Annotated in this window: 17 protein-coding genes; 4 read left to right on the forward strand and 13 right to left on the reverse strand. The window is 62.6% G+C overall.

What is annotated here, in order from left to right; genetic code table 11:
* Window positions 1-30: 30 nt before the first annotated feature.
* Both argF and CGZ66_RS05360 read right to left on the reverse strand, forming a co-directional pair.
* Window positions 31-942 (reverse strand): ornithine carbamoyltransferase, encoded by a 912-nt coding sequence (argF, locus tag CGZ66_RS05355; protein ID WP_095082290.1) that lies wholly within the window; start codon window positions 940-942, stop codon window positions 31-33.
* Between the two features lie 17 nt (window positions 943-959).
* A complete protein-coding gene (locus CGZ66_RS05360) occupies window positions 960-2,159 on the reverse strand; it encodes an aspartate aminotransferase family protein (RefSeq protein WP_095082295.1) in 1,200 nt (399 codons plus the stop codon).
* Between the two features lie 356 nt (window positions 2,160-2,515).
* On the opposite strand from CGZ66_RS05360, the gene CGZ66_RS05365 reads away from it, so the two are divergent.
* On the forward strand, window positions 2,516-3,034 hold the full coding sequence (locus CGZ66_RS05365) for a GcrA family cell cycle regulator (protein WP_095082299.1): 519 nt from the start codon (window positions 2,516-2,518) through the stop codon (window positions 3,032-3,034).
* A 127-nt stretch (window positions 3,035-3,161) separates the two neighbouring features.
* On the opposite strand, the gene CGZ66_RS05370 is transcribed toward CGZ66_RS05365, so the two are convergent.
* From CGZ66_RS05370 to CGZ66_RS05380, 3 genes are all read right to left on the reverse strand, one after another.
* Window positions 3,162-4,172: a magnesium and cobalt transport protein CorA gene (locus tag CGZ66_RS05370; protein ID WP_095082303.1), complete on the reverse strand. Its 1,011-nt coding sequence runs from the start codon at window positions 4,170-4,172 to the stop codon at window positions 3,162-3,164.
* A 91-nt stretch (window positions 4,173-4,263) separates the two neighbouring features.
* A complete protein-coding gene (gene phoU / locus CGZ66_RS05375; RefSeq protein ID WP_095082306.1) occupies window positions 4,264-4,989 on the reverse strand; it encodes a phosphate signaling complex protein PhoU in 726 nt (241 codons plus the stop codon).
* A 114-nt stretch (window positions 4,990-5,103) separates the two neighbouring features.
* Complete coding sequence (locus CGZ66_RS05380; RefSeq protein ID WP_167392008.1) at window positions 5,104-6,369, reverse strand: ATP-binding protein; 1,266 nt, start codon at window positions 6,367-6,369, stop codon at window positions 5,104-5,106.
* A 184-nt stretch (window positions 6,370-6,553) separates the two neighbouring features.
* Between CGZ66_RS05380 and ppk2 the strand changes: the two genes are divergently transcribed.
* Window positions 6,554-7,462, forward strand: a complete 909-nt coding sequence (gene ppk2, locus CGZ66_RS05385) for a polyphosphate kinase 2 (RefSeq protein ID WP_095082311.1) — start codon at window positions 6,554-6,556, stop codon at window positions 7,460-7,462.
* A 68-nt stretch (window positions 7,463-7,530) separates the two neighbouring features.
* On the opposite strand, the gene CGZ66_RS05390 is transcribed toward ppk2, so the two are convergent.
* From CGZ66_RS05390 to CGZ66_RS05400, 3 genes are all read right to left on the reverse strand, one after another.
* The gene (locus CGZ66_RS05390) at window positions 7,531-8,280 is read right to left on the reverse strand and encodes an enoyl-CoA hydratase-related protein (RefSeq protein ID WP_095082313.1); all 750 of its coding nucleotides are present in this window, start codon (window positions 8,278-8,280) and stop codon (window positions 7,531-7,533) included.
* 14 nt (window positions 8,281-8,294) lie between these two features.
* Window positions 8,295-8,933 (reverse strand): acyl-homoserine-lactone synthase, encoded by a 639-nt coding sequence (locus CGZ66_RS05395; RefSeq protein ID WP_095082315.1) that lies wholly within the window; start codon window positions 8,931-8,933, stop codon window positions 8,295-8,297.
* Window positions 8,934-9,030: 97 nt separating this feature from the next.
* Complete coding sequence (locus CGZ66_RS05400; RefSeq protein ID WP_095082317.1) at window positions 9,031-9,762, reverse strand: helix-turn-helix transcriptional regulator; 732 nt, start codon at window positions 9,760-9,762, stop codon at window positions 9,031-9,033.
* A 257-nt stretch (window positions 9,763-10,019) separates the two neighbouring features.
* Between CGZ66_RS05400 and CGZ66_RS05405 the strand changes: the two genes are divergently transcribed.
* Window positions 10,020-10,871 (forward strand): ABC transporter substrate-binding protein, encoded by an 852-nt coding sequence (locus CGZ66_RS05405; protein WP_095082319.1) that lies wholly within the window; start codon window positions 10,020-10,022, stop codon window positions 10,869-10,871.
* Between the two features lie 24 nt (window positions 10,872-10,895).
* Here the strand turns inward: CGZ66_RS05405 and CGZ66_RS05410 are convergent, their stop codons facing one another.
* Window positions 10,896-11,309, reverse strand: a complete 414-nt coding sequence (locus CGZ66_RS05410) for a tellurite resistance TerB family protein (RefSeq protein WP_167392009.1) — start codon at window positions 11,307-11,309, stop codon at window positions 10,896-10,898.
* A gap of 157 nt (window positions 11,310-11,466) precedes the next feature.
* Between CGZ66_RS05410 and CGZ66_RS05415 the strand changes: the two genes are divergently transcribed.
* Window positions 11,467-13,113: a lysine--tRNA ligase gene (locus CGZ66_RS05415; protein ID WP_095082321.1), complete on the forward strand. Its 1,647-nt coding sequence runs from the start codon at window positions 11,467-11,469 to the stop codon at window positions 13,111-13,113.
* On the opposite strand, the gene CGZ66_RS05420 is transcribed toward CGZ66_RS05415, so the two are convergent.
* From CGZ66_RS05420 to CGZ66_RS05435, 4 genes are all read right to left on the reverse strand, one after another.
* On the reverse strand, window positions 13,079-13,930 hold the full coding sequence (locus CGZ66_RS05420; protein ID WP_425352264.1) for a thermonuclease family protein: 852 nt from the start codon (window positions 13,928-13,930) through the stop codon (window positions 13,079-13,081). The genes CGZ66_RS05415 and CGZ66_RS05420 overlap by 35 nt on opposite strands.
* A gap of 9 nt (window positions 13,931-13,939) precedes the next feature.
* A complete protein-coding gene (locus CGZ66_RS05425; RefSeq protein ID WP_095082323.1) occupies window positions 13,940-14,590 on the reverse strand; it encodes a S24 family peptidase in 651 nt (216 codons plus the stop codon).
* Between the two features lie 158 nt (window positions 14,591-14,748).
* A complete protein-coding gene (locus tag CGZ66_RS05430) occupies window positions 14,749-15,054 on the reverse strand; it encodes a DUF3303 family protein (protein ID WP_095082325.1) in 306 nt (101 codons plus the stop codon).
* A 197-nt stretch (window positions 15,055-15,251) separates the two neighbouring features.
* Window positions 15,252-17,471, reverse strand: a complete 2,220-nt coding sequence (locus CGZ66_RS05435; protein WP_095082327.1) for a 3-hydroxyacyl-CoA dehydrogenase NAD-binding domain-containing protein — start codon at window positions 17,469-17,471, stop codon at window positions 15,252-15,254.
* Window positions 17,472-17,479: the final 8 nt, after the last annotated feature.

Genomic DNA, 17,479 nt, shown 5'->3' on the forward strand with positions numbered 1-17,479 from the left:
CGGCGCAGATAGGCATCACACCCCCAGAGATCAAGCGCCGAGACACCAGGCGAGCACGGCCTTCTGGGCATGGAGCCGGTTCTCGGCCTCGTCGAAGACCACCGAATGCGGCCCGTCAATGACCTCGTCGGTCACTTCCTCGCCGCGATGCGCCGGCAGGCAGTGCATGAACAGCGCCTCCGGCTTGGCCTTCGCCATCAGCTTGGCATTGACCTGGTAGGGCGAGAACACGTTGTGGCCGCGGGCGCGATGCTCCTGGCCCATCGACACCCAGCAATCGGTGACGACGCAGTCGGCCTGGTCGACGGCTTCCTCGGGCGAGCGGGTGAAGTGCAGCTTGCCGCCATGCGCCTGCGACCAGTCGACATGCTTCTGTTCCGGCTCGCTGCCTTCGGGCACGGCGACGTTGAGGTTGAAGCGGAACCGCGCCGAGGCCTCGAGCAGCGAATGCAGCACATTGTTGCCGTCGCCGGTCCAGGCGATGGTCTTGCCGGCAACCGGACCGCGATGCTCCTCGAAGGTCATGATATCGGCCATCAGCTGGCAGGGATGGGTGTCGTCGGTCAGTCCATTGATGACCGGAACGGTGGCATTCTCGGTCAGTTCGAGCAGCCGCTCATGCGAGGTGGTGCGGATCATGATCGCGTCGACGTAGCGCGACAGCACCTTGGCGGTGTCGGCAATGGTCTCGGAGCGGCCGAGCTGCATCTCGGTGCCGGTCAGCATGATGGTTTCGCCGCCAAGCTGGCGCATGCCGACGTCGAAGGACACGCGGGTGCGCGTCGAGGGCTTGTCGAAGATCATCGCCAGCACCTTGCCTTCGAGCGGCCTGGTGCGCTCGCCAGCCTTGAGACGGGCCTTTCGCACCACCGCATCGTCAAGCATGAAGCGCAGATCGCCTTCGGAAACGGCGGAAAGATCGGTGAAATGGCGAACTGACATCAGCAATGGTTCCGGGATTACTTCGCGGCGGCGGCGGCGATCGCCTCCGCCAGGCCCTTGGCGCCGGCGCGGATGCGGCCGAGCGCGTCGTGGATCTCGGCATCGGTGACAGTGAGCGGCGGCAACAGGCGAATGACGTTGTCGCCGGCCGGAACCGCCAGCAGGTGCTGGTCGCGCAATGCCATGTTCACCTTGGTGTTGGGCATGGCGCACTTGAGACCGAGCATCAGCCCGGTGCCCCTGATGTCCTCGATGACCTCAGGAAACTCGTCGGCGACCGCCGCCAGCCCCTGCTTCATCAGCAGCGCCTTGCGCTGGACATCTTCGAGGAAGCCGTCTTCCAGCACCACGTCGAGCACCGCGTTGCCGACCGCCATGGCCAGCGGGTTGCCGCCGAAAGTGGTGCCATGCACCCCGGACGTCATGCCAATGGCCGCCTCATCGGTGGCAAGGCAGGCGCCCATCGGGAAGCCGCCGCCAATGCCCTTGGCGATCGCCATGATGTCGGGCGTGACGCCGGACCATTCATGCGCGAACAGCTTGCCGGTCCGGCCGATGCCGCACTGGACCTCGTCGTAGATCAGCAGCAGGCCGTGCTGTTCGCACAACTGCCTGAGCCGCTTCAGCGACTGCGTCGGCACCGGGCGGATGCCGCCCTCGCCCTGTACCGGCTCGATCAGGATCGCCGCGGTCTCCGGCGTGATCGCCTTTTCGGCCGCATCGATGTCATCGAAGCCGACCTGGTCGAAGCCCTCGACCTTGGGTCCAAACCCTTCAAGGTACTTGTACTGACCGCCTGCCGCGATGGTCGCCAGCGTGCGGCCATGGAAGGCCCCCTCGAAGGTGATGACGCGGAAGCGTTCGGGATGTCCCTTGCCGAAATGGTAGCGCCGCGCCGTCTTGATCGCGCATTCCAGCGCTTCGGCGCCGGAATTGGTGAAGAACACCTTGTCGGCGAAGGTGGCGTCGACCAGCCGCTCGCCGAGCCGGGTTTGCCCCGGAATCTCGTAGAGATTGGAGACATGCCAAAGCTTCGCGGCTTGCTCGGTCAGTGCTGAGACCAGGTGCGGATGGCTGTGACCCAGCGAATTGACGGCGATGCCGCCGGCGAAATCGAGATATCGCTCGCCCTTGTCGGTAACCAGCCAGGTGCCTTCCCCATGGTCGAAGGCCAGGGGTGCGCGGGCAAAGGTCTCGTAAAGCGCCGAACCGCTCATTATATGCGTCTCCGGTACCGGAAAATCAAAAAAGCCGCCAAAGCGGCGGCCTGTGCGGCTTATCGTGTTTTTCGGCCATGAAGTCAACGAAAACGTCGCGTAGTGCCCCGCGGCAAGCCCTCCGACGCAACGCCGGCTCACGAGCGACCGGGCAAGTTGGGGAAAACCTAAAAAACCGATTCGTGTTGCACTTGGGACTCTTGTCACCGAGTCAGCGCATAGAGTAGTTGTAGTCAAGAAATAACTAGATTTCGTGCGGCGGACCTAATCACCAGATATATGTGGTGTCTGCCCCGGCAAATGTTGCCGGGCCGGGAGTGGATTCCGATTGCCGCACGCTTAGCAGGAGCGGTCTCATGAACTGGACTGACGAGCGGGTAGAACTTCTCAGAAAACTGTGGTCCGAGGGTCTGAGCGCAAGCCAGATTGCTGCGCAGCTTGGGGGGGTCAGCCGCAATGCGGTCATCGGTAAGGTGCACCGGCTGAAACTGTCGGGCCGCGGGCGGTCGACCGCCACGCCGGCACGCCAGAAGAAGGCGGCGCAAGGATCGACCGTTCAGAAATCGGTGTCGCGCGCTGCAAGCGCGGTCCGCCATGTCACGACATCGATCGGCGCAACGGCATTGCAGACGCAGTTCGACGCCGAACCGGTGGCACGCCACTACATCCGCCCGGTCGAGAATGTCGTGGTGCCGATCTCACGGCATCTGCAGCTGGTCGAGCTGACCGAGCGGACCTGCAAATGGCCGAATGGCGATCCGCTTTCGGAGGACTTCAATTTCTGTGGCAACGAGGCCGCCGAAACCGGCCCCTACTGCAAGTACCACGCCCGCGTGGCGTTCCAGCCGGCATCGGAGCGGCGGCGGAGTCGATAACAGAGAAGGGAATAGGGGAGTAAGGCAATACGGCAGTAGGTGTGCGGAAAGTCGCGCTTGCGAAATGCCATCCTACTGCCCTACTGCCCTACTGCCCTACTGCCCTACTGCCCTACTGCCCTCTTCTTCACAGCCAGCCATTCTTGCGAAAGCGCCAGTAGAGAAACGAGCAGATCAGCGCGATCGTGGCCAGCACCACGGGGTAGCCATATTCCATCTTCAGTTCCGGCATGTCGCTGAAATTCATGCCGTAAATGCCGGCGAATGCCGTCGGCACCGCCAGGATGGCGGCCCAGGAGGCTAGCTTCTTGGAGATCGCCGTTTCCTGGCTCTGGCCGACCAGAAGGCTGGCCTCGAAAGCAAACGCCAGCACCTCGCGCAGACTGTCGATCTTTTCCTGCACGGTGCGGATATGGTCGGTCACGTCACGAAACAGCGGATGCATGGCCGTGTGGATCTGTGGCAGGTCGGCACTGGTTAGTCGGCGGCAGACTTCGACAAGCGGAAGTGCCGCATTGCGCAAGCGCAAAAGATCGCGGCGCAGCATATAGAGCCGCTCGATGTCGGGACCTGTCATCGGCTTCAGCAGGACCCTGTCCTCGATCAGTTCGACCTCGTCCTCGATCTGCTCGAGCACGGGCATGTAGTTGTCGACGATGAAATCGAGAATGGCGTAGAGGACGAAATCCTCGCCCTTGGCCAGCGAATGCGGGCAGCTTTCCCAATGCTGACGCACGGCGGCATAGGATGTGGACGGGCCATGCCTGACGCTGACGATGTAGCCGCTGCCGACGAACAAATGGGTCTCGCCGAAGGTGACCCGTCCGTCGATCAGCTGTGCGGTTCGGGCGACGATGAACAAGGCGTCGCCATACTGCTCGATCTTCGGCCGCTGGTGCGGGTGTTCGGCATCCTCGATCGCCAGTTCATGCAGGTGAAACTGCGCCTGAACGCGAAGCAGCAGGTTGCGGTCGGGCTCGAGCAGGCCAATCCAGACGACATGACCGGTTTTTTTTGCCCATTCGCCGGCTTCCTCGATGGGAATGTCGGCGATGCGACGCCCAGCCGTGTAGACGCCGCAAGCGATAATGCCGGAGGTCGGCGCAGGCGCCGGAGTCAGGTTCCGAACATTTTCCATCACAACCTCCCGAAGCAAATCCACGGACGAGGATACAGGAAAGCCCGGAAAGTCTAGCGCAATTCGGATGATGGTTCGAGAGTGCGACCGTTCAATTAACCGGAGGCGTCGCGGAAAGGCTGATCTTGTCGGTCTTGTCGCCCTTCGGCCGCTCGGCCGACATCTGCTGGCCGGTGACGATGTAGTAGATGGTCTCGGCGATGTTGGTGGCGTGATCGCCGATGCGCTCGATGTTCTTGGCGCAAAACAGCAGATGCGTGCACGGCGTGATGTTGCGCGGATCTTCCATCATGTAGGTCAGCAATTCGCGGAACAGCGACGTGTACATGGCGTCGATCTGGTCGTCGCGGTCGCGCACGAAGCCGATCTTGTCGACCGAGCGCGATGCGTAGACGTCGAGCACTTCCTTGAGCTGGGTCAGCGCCAGGTTGGCCAGGGCTTCGAGGCCGCGGAACAGGCTGGTCGGCTGGCGTCCGTCGGTGACGGCGCCCACCCGCTTGGCAACGTTCTTGCCGAGGTCACCGACCCGTTCGAGGTCGGCGGAAATGCGGATGGCGCCGACGATCTCGCGCAGGTCCGTCGCCATCGGCTGGCGCTTGGCGATGATGATGATCGCCTTGTCGTCGATTTCGCGTTGCCCTTCATCGAGCACTGCATCGTCGCGGATGACCTTCTGGGCGAGGCCGGGGTCGGCATTGACGAGGGCGGCAACCGCCTGTTCGACCATACGCTCGGCATGGCCGCCCATCGCCGCGATGCGCTTCGACAGATACTTCAGCTCCTCGTCATAGGCGCTCATGATATGCACGGACTGCATGGCGAAATGCCTTCCCACGGGGTGTCTTGTTTTGAGTCGTTTCCTCGAATCCCCGCTGATACGCTAGCCGGATGACAGAAAAAAGAAACGGACCCGTGGAAAACTAGGGCAGTATCAGTGCGTCGGCAAATGAACCGAGAAGGTAGCGCCATTGCCGAACTCGGACTTGATCGAAAGCCGGCCATTGTGGCGTGTCAGGATATGCTTGACGATCGACAGACCGAGGCCGGTTCCCTTCTGAGTGCGGCTGGTCTCGACATCGACGCGATAGAAGCGCTCGGTGATGCGCGGAATGTGTTCCTCGGGAATGCCGGGGCCAAAGTCCCTGATGGTCACGTCGATGCCTGGCTCCGAGCCGGGATCGCCGCGCGCGATCGACACCACCACGCGGCCGCCCGACTGCCCGTACTTGCAGGCGTTTTCCAGGAGGTTCTCGAAAACCTGGAAGAGCTCGTCGCGATCCCCCGGCACGTCGAGCGGGCCGTCGGCGTAATCCCGTTCGACGATAACGCTGTTTTCGCTGGCCAGCGGTCCGAGCGAATCGATGACGCTATCGACCGTCTCACGCAGGTCGACCTCGGTTCCCGGCTTCAGATAGGGCTTCATCTCGAGCCGCGACAGCGACAACAAATCATCGATCAGGCGCGCCATGCGCCCGGTCTGGCTCTGCATGATCTGCAGGAACTGGTCGCGCGCCGCCGGGTCGTTGCGGGCGGGTCCGCGCAGCGTTTCGATAAAGCCGGAGATCGAGGCGAGCGGCGTGCGCAGTTCGTGGCTGGCATTGGCTATGAAATCGGCGCGCATCCGGTCGATCCTGCGCGCTTCGCTCTGGTCCTTGAACACCAGCACATAGAGATCGGTGCCGTGGCCGACCGAGGAGGCACTCACCCGGTAAGCCCGTTCGACCGGCAGCTTCTCCGTATAGTCGACGACGTCAGAGGCGACATCGCCCGACAGCACGCCGTCCAGCAGAGCCTGCATTTCCGGCGCCCGGAATTTCAGCGACAGCGACAGACCGGGCGCAATCCCGCCGAAGGCGGCGAAGGCGGCGGAATTGGCGTGGACGATGGTGGCGGTCCGGTCGAAGATGATCAGCGGGTCGGCGACGGCGGCCGCAAGATATTCGCCGGAGAGCCGTTGCAGGCCGATTGCCTCGATCGCGGCGGCACTCTCGGCCGATTGGCGCGTGCCGGTGACCGGCAGCATTGCCGCTGCAAGCAGCAGCGCCAGCGCCGCAAGGACGACAAAGCCGGATATCGCGGCCAAGGCATACACGCCGAGAATCGCGACGACGCCGGCGATCAGCAGCCAGCGGCTGCTCCACAGCCGGACCGCCAGGCCTTGCGCCATGCCACTCTGCTCTGCGTCCAGGTCAGCCATTCGCTCGCGCGCCCGCACCCTTGCCTCGCACCCGGTCGACCGGCGACGGAAACTTCCGCGCGACCGGTCTAACGCATGACCCAGAAAATCGGAATCGATTTTCTGAAAGGATCATGCGCAAAATCAAAAGTGCTGTAGTGGCTCCCAATAGCATGAGTTCGGAAGCAGAAAAGGGTTCGTCTCGATGAAAAAAGCCAAGGAAACTCCCGCCGCGCCAACTTCGGGTCCGCTGAAGATCAGTATCGGCGGCAAGGAGCGGGAGTTTGATATTGAAAATCCCGTGCTTCCCGACTGGGTCGAGGACAACAAGCTGACCGCCGGCGGCTACCCCTACGACAAGAAGATGAAAAGCGAGGAGTATGACGAGACGCTCGAGAAATTGCAGATCGAGCTGGTCAAGGCGCAGGCGTGGCTGCAGTCGACCGGAAAACGGGTGATGGCGCTGTTCGAGGGCCGCGACGCCGCCGGCAAGGGCGGCACGATCTTCGTGCTGCGCCAGTACCTGAACCCTCGTACCGCGCGCAACGTGGCGCTGACCAAGCCGACCCCGACAGAGCAGGGGCAGTGGTACTTCCAGCGCTATGTCGACCATTTTCCGACATCGGGTGAGTTCCTCACCTTCGACCGCTCCTGGTACAACCGCGCCGGCGTCGAGCCGGTGATGGGTTTTTGCACGCCGCAGCAGCACGAGCAGTTTCTCGACGAGACACCGCATTTCGAACGGATGATCGCCAATGAGGGCATCCACTTCTTCAAATTCTGGCTGAACATCGGCCAGGAGACGCAGCTCGAGCGCTTTCACGACCGCCGCTTCAGCCCGCTGAAAAGCTGGAAGTTTTCGCCGATCGACGTTGCCGGGATCACCAAGTGGGACGACTACACCAAGGTCCGCGACACCATGTTCGAGCGCACCCACAAAGAATTCGCGCCGTGGATCATCATACGGGCCAATGACAAGCGGCGCGCGCGGCTCGGGGTCATTCGGCGCATCCTCCTATCGCTGCCCTATGACGGGCGCGATCTCGACATCATCGGCAAGGAAGACAAGAAGATCGTTGGCGAAGGGCCGTCGTTTCTGGGAAAGCAAGACTGACGTCTTTTGCGCCGCGCAGCCAGAGGCCGCGCGGCGCGTTCGTCATCGACGCCTTTCGGTCGGACCGTTCAAGCCACCAGCCGGGCTATGCGCTGCAATCGCCGCAGCGTGGTGTCGTCCTGCAGCGCCTGCTGGAAAAGCGAAATCTCCTGATCGATACGGTCGCACAGCGCGGTGGTGTTGCCCTTGAGCAGGCCGCGCGTCTGCAGCAAGGCGGCGACCGGCTTCTTGACAAGTTGTCTCGCCCGGCCGAGGGCCGCGTCCTCGACGCTGCCGCCCGGCACGATCTCGGCGACGAGGCCGAGCGCCCTGGCATCCTCGGCGCGAAGCGTGTCGCCGAGGCAGAAGAAGCGGAAAGCACCGGCATAGCCGAGTTTCTGCGGCGCCAGGATGCTGGTCGCGGCATCCGGGACCAGGCCGAAATCGACGAACGGCACCCGGAACGTGCTTTGATCGGACGCGATCACCATGTCGCAATGGAACAGGATCGTGCAGCCGACGCCGACGGCGTCGCCATCGACACAGGCAAGGATGGGCTTGGGGAACGTCGCCAGCGTGCGAAACAGATCGGTGACGGCGGCGATCAGTTTCTGGTGCTTGGTGGCGTCGAGGAATTCGGAGAAATCGCCGCCGAGACAGAAGCAGCCTGACAGGCCGCGTAGCACGACGACGCGCACCTCCTCATTGTCGGCGGCTTCATGGAAGATCTTTGCCAGGCTTTCATAGGCTCGTCTGTCCAGCACCGGCCGGCCGTCATTCGACGATACGGTGACCATTAGCGTGTGGTTGCGGAGTTCTGGTTGCGGATGGGGGCTCATGACTGTCTCCGATTTCACGACGCACGCCTTTGGCCGAGCATGTCGGGGTATCCCCTGGTCAGCACGGGAGCAAAATGGTTGCGGCGCGAACGCACCACATCGAGCGTGTGCTCGTTGAAGGTAAGCAAGGTGGCTACGACCTGCTGGTTGCCATAGGTGCGCTGATAACCCAGCGGCGTCGCCAGGAAATGCAGCTGCAATGCACGCAGCACCCACATCGGCTCGAACTCGATGATCACCTGGTTGACGTTGCGCTTCAGTCCCCACTCGACGAAGCCAGCGATCAGCTCGGTGCCGACGGTTGACACGCCGCGACGGCCATCGCGGTAACCTGGAGCGACCGCATAGCGGGTCAACTCGTAAATGTTGGGTCCGGAGGGCGGCGTTCCTTCAAAGAGGTCGGTCAGCACCTCGGTCAGCAGATGTCCCCGCGTCGTCGGCAAAAGCCTCTGGTAGCCTGCGACTTCACTGCCCCTGATGACGATTTGATGGACGGCCTCGTCATGATCGAACTGGTCGCATTCTAGCCCGTCGGGGCGCCTGAGGTCCTCCCATCCCATCTCCTCAACGAATATCTTGTAGCGCAAGCGATGGACCGCCTCCCAAAGGTCCGGGCGTTCCATCAATTCTTGGGTTGTGAGAGAAAAAAGCATTCCGTCATCTCCTGGTTTCAGAGGAAGATACGGCCGTGCTTCGATGAGAAAATTGCGTGATCGCGTAGGCTAGAATTGCTAGGCCGGCACGGCCGACCTAACTAATGTAGCCCCGCCTTATCGCTTCGGCGACCGCCTGAACCCGGTTGACGGCACCAAGTTTGCTTTTGGCGTTAAGAAGATGTTTCTCCGAGGTATGTTCGGAGATGCCGAGGATTTGCGAAATCTCCCACTCGGACTTGCCGACGGCGGCCCATTGCAGGCATTCGCGTTCGCGCGGCGTCAGTACGATGTGATCGATGGTGTTGCTCGCCATCGTGTGGAGCTGCATGGCGCGGCCGACCGCATAGGTCGACACCAGCGACACCAGGCCGAAATCGGCCGCCGACAATTCGACGGCCTCGCCACCCAGCGACACCATGACGATCTGGCCGTCGAGCGTGATCAGCGGGAAGGCCAGTCCGTCGCGCAACTTGAACGCGCCGGCATCGCCCATCACTTCGCCGCTGCTCTTGTCGATGCGGGCGCCCTGTGAGGCTTCGCGCCACTGGAACGGCGCCTGCAGCTGTTTCATGTGGCTGACGACCGGGTCGTGATCGACATAGTTGCGTGCCACATAGCGCTCCAGCCATTCAACAGGCCAGTCGCAGAGAAGCACATGCTGCTTTTGCTGGCCGCTTGGCGTGCCCGGCTGCGGCACGGTTCCCGCCATCAGCGCGGTGAGCCCGAAATCCGACGTTACACCCAGCAACGTTTCGCAGACTGCCGCCGCCGTTCCGGCGTGCTGCAGTTGGTCTATGAATTCCAGCGTGCGATCGAACTGACCCATCGCAACATCAACCCTATGTTGCCTCATGCATTGCGACCAATGATGCGTGCTTCGTTTGCACTTCACCACCGACCACGGATTGCAAACCGCATGTTTCCAGTCGTGGTTCTCACCTTGGTCCCCCAACCAAGGCAGCCACTGCTATTTGCAAACTCCCTAAAGCATATCCTGAAATCGACGCGTTGAAATCAAAAAGCATTGTACCTTTGTCATTTTCGTACCAAAACCTGCCAACACGACTGCGGCGGAGTCTTATCGTGGCGTTCCAGTGGAGGTTTTTGGCTCTTGCGTCGCTGCTGATCGCAGCGCTGTCGGTCGCCGGTACCGCGCGCGCCGCTGAGCCGCAGGTGCCGGTGCTGTGGGATGCCAAGGAGCGGCTGCCAAAGCCGGACCTTTCGGCACTGCCCCGGCTGCGCTTCCTGACGACCACGGATTTTCCGCCCTTCAATTTCCTCGACGGCTCGGGAAAACTGTCCGGTTTCCATATCGATCTGGCACGCGCCATCTGCGCCGAGCTTGGTATTGTCGACAAATGCCAGATCCAGGCCCTGCCCTGGGCAGAGCTCGAAGGCGCGCTGCAGAAAGGCGAGGGCGAAGCGATCATCGCCGGCATCGCCGCAACGGCCGAATCGCGCTCGACCTATGCCTTCTCACGCTCCTACCTGCAGTTCCCGGCTCGCTTCGTCACGCAGAAGAGCAAGGATCTGACCGAACCGGTCTTCGACAAATTGCGCGGCAAGCGTGTCGGCGTGCTCGCCGGCTCGGCGCATGAGCGCATGCTGCGCGACTATTTCAACACCGTTCAGATCGTCCCCTTCGACAGGCCGGAAGAACTCTATGCCGATCTCAAGGCCGGCAAGCTCGACGCCGCCTTCGGCGACGGTATGCGCCTGGCCTTCTGGCTGGGCGGCTCGGATGCGGCCGGTTGCTGCCGCTTCGCTGGCGGACCTTATCTGGCGCCCGAATATCTGGGTTCTGGCATGGCCATCGCCACCAGGGCGGACGATCCAGCACTGGCCGCCGCGTTCGACTACGCGCTGCAGGAGATCTCGATGAAAGGCACGTTCGCCGAATTCTATCTGCGCTATTTCCCGGTCAGCTTTTTCTAGTCTAGCCAACCGAAAGGCAGCGCCCTAAGTCAGGGTCCGCAGCCTCGCCTTTGCGGCACGACCGATGGCGGCGACCGTCAAGGTGTCGAGGTCGAGCTGACGCCGGATGAGCTGCAGCACCCGGACTTCCTCCATGCGCATTTCGAGATCGACGGCGGCCACCTCGAAGGCGGCGGCATAGGCGGTGTCGCGCAAGCGCTCGGGCAGCGCCTCGGCAACCCGCGCAAGAACGCCTTCCAGGCCGTCCTTTTCATTCAGCATCTTCTGGCAAGCCTGGGCGACGCCGACCAGCCGGTCGTGGTTGAAATCCTCGAACACCGGCCAGGAGCGGACGACGTCGCCGATCCGGGCCAGTTCGACATCGGTCATGTCGCGATCGGAAGCCGAGGTGATGACCATCAGGTAGATCAGCGCTTCATGCGGCGTCGGCAACGGCATTCTGTACTCCTTGAATGGGCACCGAAGGTAGGAAAGCGGTATCTGTACCGCAAGGAAAAAGCGCTGCACGCGTTGACGCTCCGGCCACGCACGCCTAGAGACCGGTTGAAAACCCCTGCTCCGGGCAACACCGGCGATTTATTTGGAAAACTGTGACATGGCGGGATCAAACATCATCGATCTCAATCCCGAGCTGCTGGCGGCCGCGACCGATAGCAAGGCATGGCCGTTCGAGGAAGCCAAGAAGATCATCGAACGCTACAAAGGCACCGACTTTCCTGAAACAATCCTGTTCGAGACCGGCTACGGACCGTCGGGGCTGCCGCATATCGGCACGTTCGGCGAGGTGGCGCGCACGACGATGGTTCGGCATGCCTTCCGCGTCCTGACGCAGGACAAGGTTGCGACCAAGCTGCTGTGCTTTTCCGACGACATGGACGGCATGCGCAAGATCCCCGACAACGTACCGGATCGCGCAGCGCTGGAGCCACATTTGCACAAGCCGCTGTCGTCGGTGCCCAATCCGTTCGGCGACGATTATGCGAGCTTTGCCGATCACAACAACGCGATGCTTTGCCGCTTCCTGGACACGTTCGGCTTCGACTACGAGTTCGCCAGCGCGACGCAATATTACAAGTCGGGCCGCTTCGACGCGATGCTGCTGCGCGCCGCCGAACGCTATGACCAGATCATGGCGGTGATGCTGCCGACGCTCGGCTCCGAGCGGCAGGCGACTTACAGTCCGTTCCTGCCGATTTCGCCGAAGAGTGGCCGCGTGCTTTACGTGCCGATGAAGCATGTCGACGCCAAGGCCGGCACCATCACCTTCGACGACGAAGGCACCGAGACCACGCTTTCGATCACCGGCGGCAGGGTGAAGCTGCAGTGGAAGCCGGATTTCGGTATGCGCTGGGCAGCGCTCGGCGTCGATTTCGAAATGTTCGGCAAGGACCACCAGACCAATGCGGTGGTCTATGACCGCATCTGCAAGATCCTGGGCGGGCGTGCGCCGGAGCATTTCGTCTATGAACTGTTCCTCGACGAAAACGGCCAGAAGATCTCAAAGTCGAAGGGCAACGGGCTGACCATCGACGAGTGGCTGACCTATGCGCCGACCGAGAGCCTGGGGCTCTATATGTACCAGCGGCCGCGGCAGGCCAAGAAGCTGTATTTCGATGTCATCCCGAGAGCAGTGGACGAGTATTACACCTTCCTTGCGGCTTACCCGCGGCAGGACTGGAAGGAGCGGCTGGGTAACCCGGTCTGGCATATGCATGACGGCAACCCGCCGGCCATCGACATGCCGGTGCCGTTCTCGCTGCTGCTCAACCTGGTCAGCGCTTCCAACGCGCAGAACAAGGATGTGCTGTGGGGCTTCATTTCGCGCCATACCGCTGGGGTGACGCCTAAGACGCATCCCGAGCTCGACCAGCTGGTCGGCCATGCGATCCGCTATTTCGACGATTTCGTGAAGCCGACGAAAACCTTCCGCCCCGCCGACGAGGTCGAGCGCGCGGCGCTGGCAGCCCTCGAAACGGCGCTTGGCGCGCTGCCGACGGACGCCAACGGCGAAGCGATCCAGAACGCTTCGCTCAACGTCGCACGTAGGATCGAACGCTATCAGGATCACTCCAAGCAGAGCCCGGAAGGTGGCCCCGGCGTGTCGGGCGCCTTCTTCCAGATGATCTACCAGGTGCTGATCGGCCAGGAGCGCGGCCCGCGCTTCGGCTCGTTCGCCGCGCTCTATGGCATTGCCGAGACGCGGGCGCTCATTGAGCGGGCGCTGGCTGGTCAGCTGGCTTGAGAACGCCGTCGACCTCTTCCAGGATCGAGCTCGGCGCCTGAGGCGCAGGGCTTGGTGCGGCCGGCATCGCCGGCATGCCGGAAAGGTTCGGCGCCGATCCGAAAATGCCCTTCCTGGCCGTGCGCGCCTTGTCGCCGGCCTCGACATAGGGCCCACCCTTGGCGGCCCGAGCCCAGCCGTTTTCGACCAGCCATTGACCGACATCCTGCTTGCCGATCCGGCATTCGGCGGCGATCAGGTCGCGACCGCCCTCAGGCGGCACGGTGCAGACCACCGCGCGGCCGCGCAGGAAGGCGCGGAACGCCGTTCGCGCCCGGATACCGCACGGCCAGGCTTTGCCGTCATCGCTGCAGGTCTCGTCCTGCCTGACGATGTCGATGCCCGACACCGCGACCGAATAGCCCTTGGCCTCGATCAGGCCGGCGGCCTGCGCGACCGGCTGGAACAGCTTTGTCCCGTTCCAGTCGTCGGGCATTTTCGGCCTGGGCGGCACCGCCAGCGCCAGCTTGCTCAACGGCTCGCGCGGCTCGACACGCTCAAGCCCCTCGGCGGGCAGTTCCGGTGGTACGATAATTTCAGGATCGATCGCCCTCGAATGCGACGCCGCCTTTGCCGGCTGCGGAGCGGTTATGGCGGATGTCGCCGGCTCTGCGAGCACGGTCTCGGCGCCCTCCTGCGAGATCGTGTCGGCGCCCGGATCGACCTGATCCACCGTGACTACTCCTGCACTTCCCTTCAGCGTGCGACCGCCAGCGACGACCATTGCCGCCATCGCCGGGACCATCAGAACCGCCAGGACAAGATGAGGGAGCCGCACCAGCCGGACCTACTGGCTTGCCCAGACAATCCGCGCCACCCATTCGACATCGCGCATGGGAATGTCGCGGTCCGGATGATCGGGATTGAGCGAGACCAGTGCAATCGACCTGACGGTCTGGCGCTCGAGCACCTTGGCCATCACTTCGCCGGCGGTGGTCTTGACGACGACACGATCGCCCTTGCGGGTGATGGCGCCCGGTTCGACGATGAGGACATCGCCATCGCGGTAGAGCGGCAGCATGGAATCACCTTGCACCTGCAGCGCATAGGAGCTCTCCGTCGATTGCGCCGGCAGTTCGACCAGGTCCCAGCCCTGCCCGGCCGGAAAGCCGGCATCATCGAAGAAGCCGCCGGCGCCGGCCTGGGCAAAGCCGAGTAACGGCACGGAGCGCCTGTGGGCTACCCGTGCTTCCTGGGCTGACGCGGCCCTGCCCTCGATCAGGCCGGTGAATTCGTCGAGCGTAGCCCCTGTTGCCTCGATGATCTTGGCAAGCGATTCGGTCGACGGCCAGCGCGGCCGGCCATCCGACGACAGACGTTTCGACTTGTTGAAGGCCGTCGAATCGAGCCCCGCGCGCCGGGCCAGCCCCGAAGCCGACAGCGAATAGCGCTCGGCGAGAGCATCGATGGCAGCCCAGACACGGTCATGCGAGAGCAAGCTCGCTCTCCCTCGAAACAGGAAAAAATGCCTCTTCCTGTCTAACGCGCAACCGCCGCCATGTCCACCGGGCGCACCGCCGGATCGCCGACGAAACGTATGCCGCCGCGACAGCGCCGCGCGGTTCAGTGATCGGACATCAATGATCGCCGATGAACCTATCCGGCCATCGCCGCCATCGCTCTCGGCAAGCCCTTCCTGAGTTCCTCGGCGTTCATCACCGGGATCATCTCGACGCTGGCATTGAAGGCGAAGAAGAACCGCTCGGCGACATAGGGCATGTCCGAACTGTCCTTTACCTCCACGACGAGATAGGCCGTTCGCCGGCCACCGTCGGCGGTGAAATAGGCGGCCTCCGGGTTGAGGTCGGACAGGGTGTGCTCGATGAACTTGGCCATGCTGCCGTTCTTGATCGCCTTGTTGCCTTCCTCGGCCGGGATGGAAACTCTCAGCATCATACGCATGACGATTACGTCCTTCTGCCAACTTTAGGTTAGCAAAAGCTAATTTATCACCGACGGACCGCATGGGAAAGCTGAAGCGCGCTGGCCACGGCTACGTGCCGTGGCCATCATGCGCAAACTAAAGGGCGACAAGCGTCATTCGCGTCGCTGAAGGACGCGCAGCGCTGCCGTCGCGCCCAGATATAGATCGGCCGGCGTCAGGCCGCCTGCTTCACGTCACCCTTGGCGTAGGGATCGAAGCGCCCGTAGAAGGTCTCGCCCTTCTCGGCCATATCGAGCAACAGCTTGGGCGCCTTGAATTCGGCGCCGTATTTCTTCTGCAGCTTCTTGGCAATCTTGACGAATGCCTTGGCGCCGATGCCGTCGATATAGGACAGCGCACCGCCGGTGTAGGGCGCGAAGCCGAAGGCCAGGATCGAGCCGACATCGGCCTCGCGCGGGTCGGTGACGATGCCCTCTTCCATCACCCGGGCCGCTTCCAGCGCGATGGTGACCAGCAGCCGCTGTTGCAGCTCTTCATAATCGACCTTCTCCGCCGCAAGCTGCGGATAGAGGTCCTTGAGGCCCGGCCACAGCTTCTTCTTGGCCGGCTTGGCGGGATAGTCGTAAAAACCCTTGCCGTTCTTACGGCCGAAGCGGCCATGATCGTCGACCATGGTGTTGATCAGCGCCATTTGCTTCTGGTCGACGGCGGTGTCGCCGAGATCGCGCATGGTCTGCTTCATGATTTTCTGCGCGAGGTCGATGGCCGTCTCGTCGGTCAGGGCCAGCGGGCCGACCGGCATGCCGGCGGCTTTCGCCGCATTCTCGATCATGGGTGCAGGCACCCCTTCGATCAGCATCTTGTAGGCTTCCGACATGTAGCGCAGCACGCAGCGGTTGACATAGAAGCCGCGCGTGTCGTTGACGACGATCGGCGTCTTCTTGATGGCGCGGACGAAATCGATGGCTGTCGCGAGCGCCTTGTCGCCGGTCTTCTTGCCTAAAATGATCTCGACCAGCATCATCCTGTCGACCGGCGAGAAGAAATGGATGCCGATGAAGTTCTTCGGCCGCGCCGAGTTCTTGGCCAGCGACGAGATCGGGATGGTCGAGGTGTTGGAGGCGAAGATGGCCGAGGCTTTAAGCACCGCTTCCGCCTGCTCGGTGGCGCTCTTCTTGACGGCGGAATCTTCGAACACCGCTTCGACCACCAGGTCGCAACCGGCAAGGTCGGCATAGTCAGCCGTCGGCGTGATCAGCGACAGAAGTTTGTCCTTCTCCTCGGGCTTGGCACGGCCCTTCTTCACCTGATCCGAGACCAGGCTGTCGGAATGCGCCTTGCCCTTGGCGGCCGACTCCATGTCGCGGTCGAGCAGAACCACCGGAATGCCGGCCTTGGCGGTGACATACGCGATACCGGCGCCCATGAAGCCGGCGCCGAGAATGCCGATCTTCTTGAACTTGGTTTCCGGTACGCCGGCCGGGCGACGCGCGCCCTTGTTCAGTTCCTGCAGCGACACGAACAGCGAGCGGATCATCGCCGCCGCTTCCTGGGTCTGCATGATCTCGGTGAAATAGCGCTGCTCGATGCGCAGGGCCGTGTCGAACGGCACCAGCAGGCCTTCATAGACGCACTTCAGGATCGCGGCGGCAGCTGGATAATTGCCATAGGTCTCGCGGCGCAGGATCGCGATGGCCGGCGGCCACAGATTGAAGCCGGCTGGTGAATAGATCTGGCCTCCGGGCAGCTTAAAACCCTTCTCGTCCCACGGCGCCACCGGCTTCAGGCCGTTCCTGATCATCGCCTTGGCGGTGTCGACCAGCTTGGCCGGTTCGGCTATCTCATGGATCAGGCCCATCGACTTGGCCTTCTGCGGCGACAGTGGCTGGCCGGACGTCAGCATCTGCAGCGCCTGTTGCTGATCGGTCAGCCGCGGCACGCGCTGGGTGCCGCCGGCGCCCGGGAAGATGCCTATCTTCACTTCGGGAAGCGCCATCCTGACCTTGTCGCTATCGGCGGCGACACGGCCGTGGCAAGCGAGCGACAATTCGAAGGCGCCGCCCATGCAGGTGCCGTTGATCGCCGACACCCACGGCTTGCCCGACGTTTCAAGCTTGCGGAACAGGCCGGTCATAGTGCCGGCCTGGTCGAACAGGGCCTTGGTGGCCTTTTCGATATCCTTGTCCTTTTCAGCGGCGAAAGTGGTCAGCATCTTCTGCAGCAAGGTGATGTCGGCGCCGCCGGAGAAGGTGTCCTTGCCGGAGGTGATCACCGCGCCCTTGATGGCGGCATCGCCCGCCACCAAGTCGACGATGGCGTTCAGTTCCAGCATCGCCTCTTCGGTGAAGACGTTCATCGAGCGGCCCGGCATGTCCCAGGTGACCAACGCAATGCCGTCGGCGTCGATGTCGAGGGTGAAATTGGTGTAGCTCATGATTTCTC

Origin of the sequence: Mesorhizobium sophorae, assembly GCF_002270415.1 — a bacterium.
Classification (GTDB): domain Bacteria; phylum Pseudomonadota; class Alphaproteobacteria; order Rhizobiales; family Rhizobiaceae; genus Mesorhizobium; species Mesorhizobium sophorae.

What these genes read in the sequence shown, in the direction of transcription:
- CGZ66_RS05380 (WP_167392008.1), bottom strand. Translation starts at nt 6,369, where the DNA reads ATGGCTGACCTGGACGCAGAGCAGAGTGGCATGGCGCAAGGCCTGGCG.
- CGZ66_RS05400 (WP_095082317.1), bottom strand. Translation starts at nt 9,762, where the DNA reads ATGGGTCAGTTCGATCGCACGCTGGAATTCATAGACCAACTGCAGCAC.
- CGZ66_RS05365 (WP_095082299.1), top strand. Translation starts at nt 2,516, where the DNA reads ATGAACTGGACTGACGAGCGGGTAGAACTTCTCAGAAAACTGTGGTCC.
- phoU (WP_095082306.1), bottom strand. Translation starts at nt 4,989, where the DNA reads ATGCAGTCCGTGCATATCATGAGCGCCTATGACGAGGAGCTGAAGTAT.
- argF (WP_095082290.1), bottom strand. Translation starts at nt 942, where the DNA reads ATGTCAGTTCGCCATTTCACCGATCTTTCCGCCGTTTCCGAAGGCGAT.
- CGZ66_RS05430 (WP_095082325.1), bottom strand. Translation starts at nt 15,054, where the DNA reads ATGCGTATGATGCTGAGAGTTTCCATCCCGGCCGAGGAAGGCAACAAG.
- ppk2 (WP_095082311.1), top strand. Translation starts at nt 6,554, where the DNA reads ATGAAAAAAGCCAAGGAAACTCCCGCCGCGCCAACTTCGGGTCCGCTG.
- CGZ66_RS05390 (WP_095082313.1), bottom strand. Translation starts at nt 8,280, where the DNA reads ATGAGCCCCCATCCGCAACCAGAACTCCGCAACCACACGCTAATGGTC.
- CGZ66_RS05360 (WP_095082295.1), bottom strand. Translation starts at nt 2,159, where the DNA reads ATGAGCGGTTCGGCGCTTTACGAGACCTTTGCCCGCGCACCCCTGGCC.
- CGZ66_RS05395 (WP_095082315.1), bottom strand. Translation starts at nt 8,933, where the DNA reads ATGCTTTTTTCTCTCACAACCCAAGAATTGATGGAACGCCCGGACCTT.
- CGZ66_RS05410 (WP_167392009.1), bottom strand. Translation starts at nt 11,309, where the DNA reads ATGCCGTTGCCGACGCCGCATGAAGCGCTGATCTACCTGATGGTCATC.
- CGZ66_RS05435 (WP_095082327.1), bottom strand. Translation starts at nt 17,471, where the DNA reads ATGAGCTACACCAATTTCACCCTCGACATCGACGCCGACGGCATTGCG.
- CGZ66_RS05370 (WP_095082303.1), bottom strand. Translation starts at nt 4,172, where the DNA reads ATGGAAAATGTTCGGAACCTGACTCCGGCGCCTGCGCCGACCTCCGGC.
- CGZ66_RS05415 (WP_095082321.1), top strand. Translation starts at nt 11,467, where the DNA reads ATGGCGGGATCAAACATCATCGATCTCAATCCCGAGCTGCTGGCGGCC.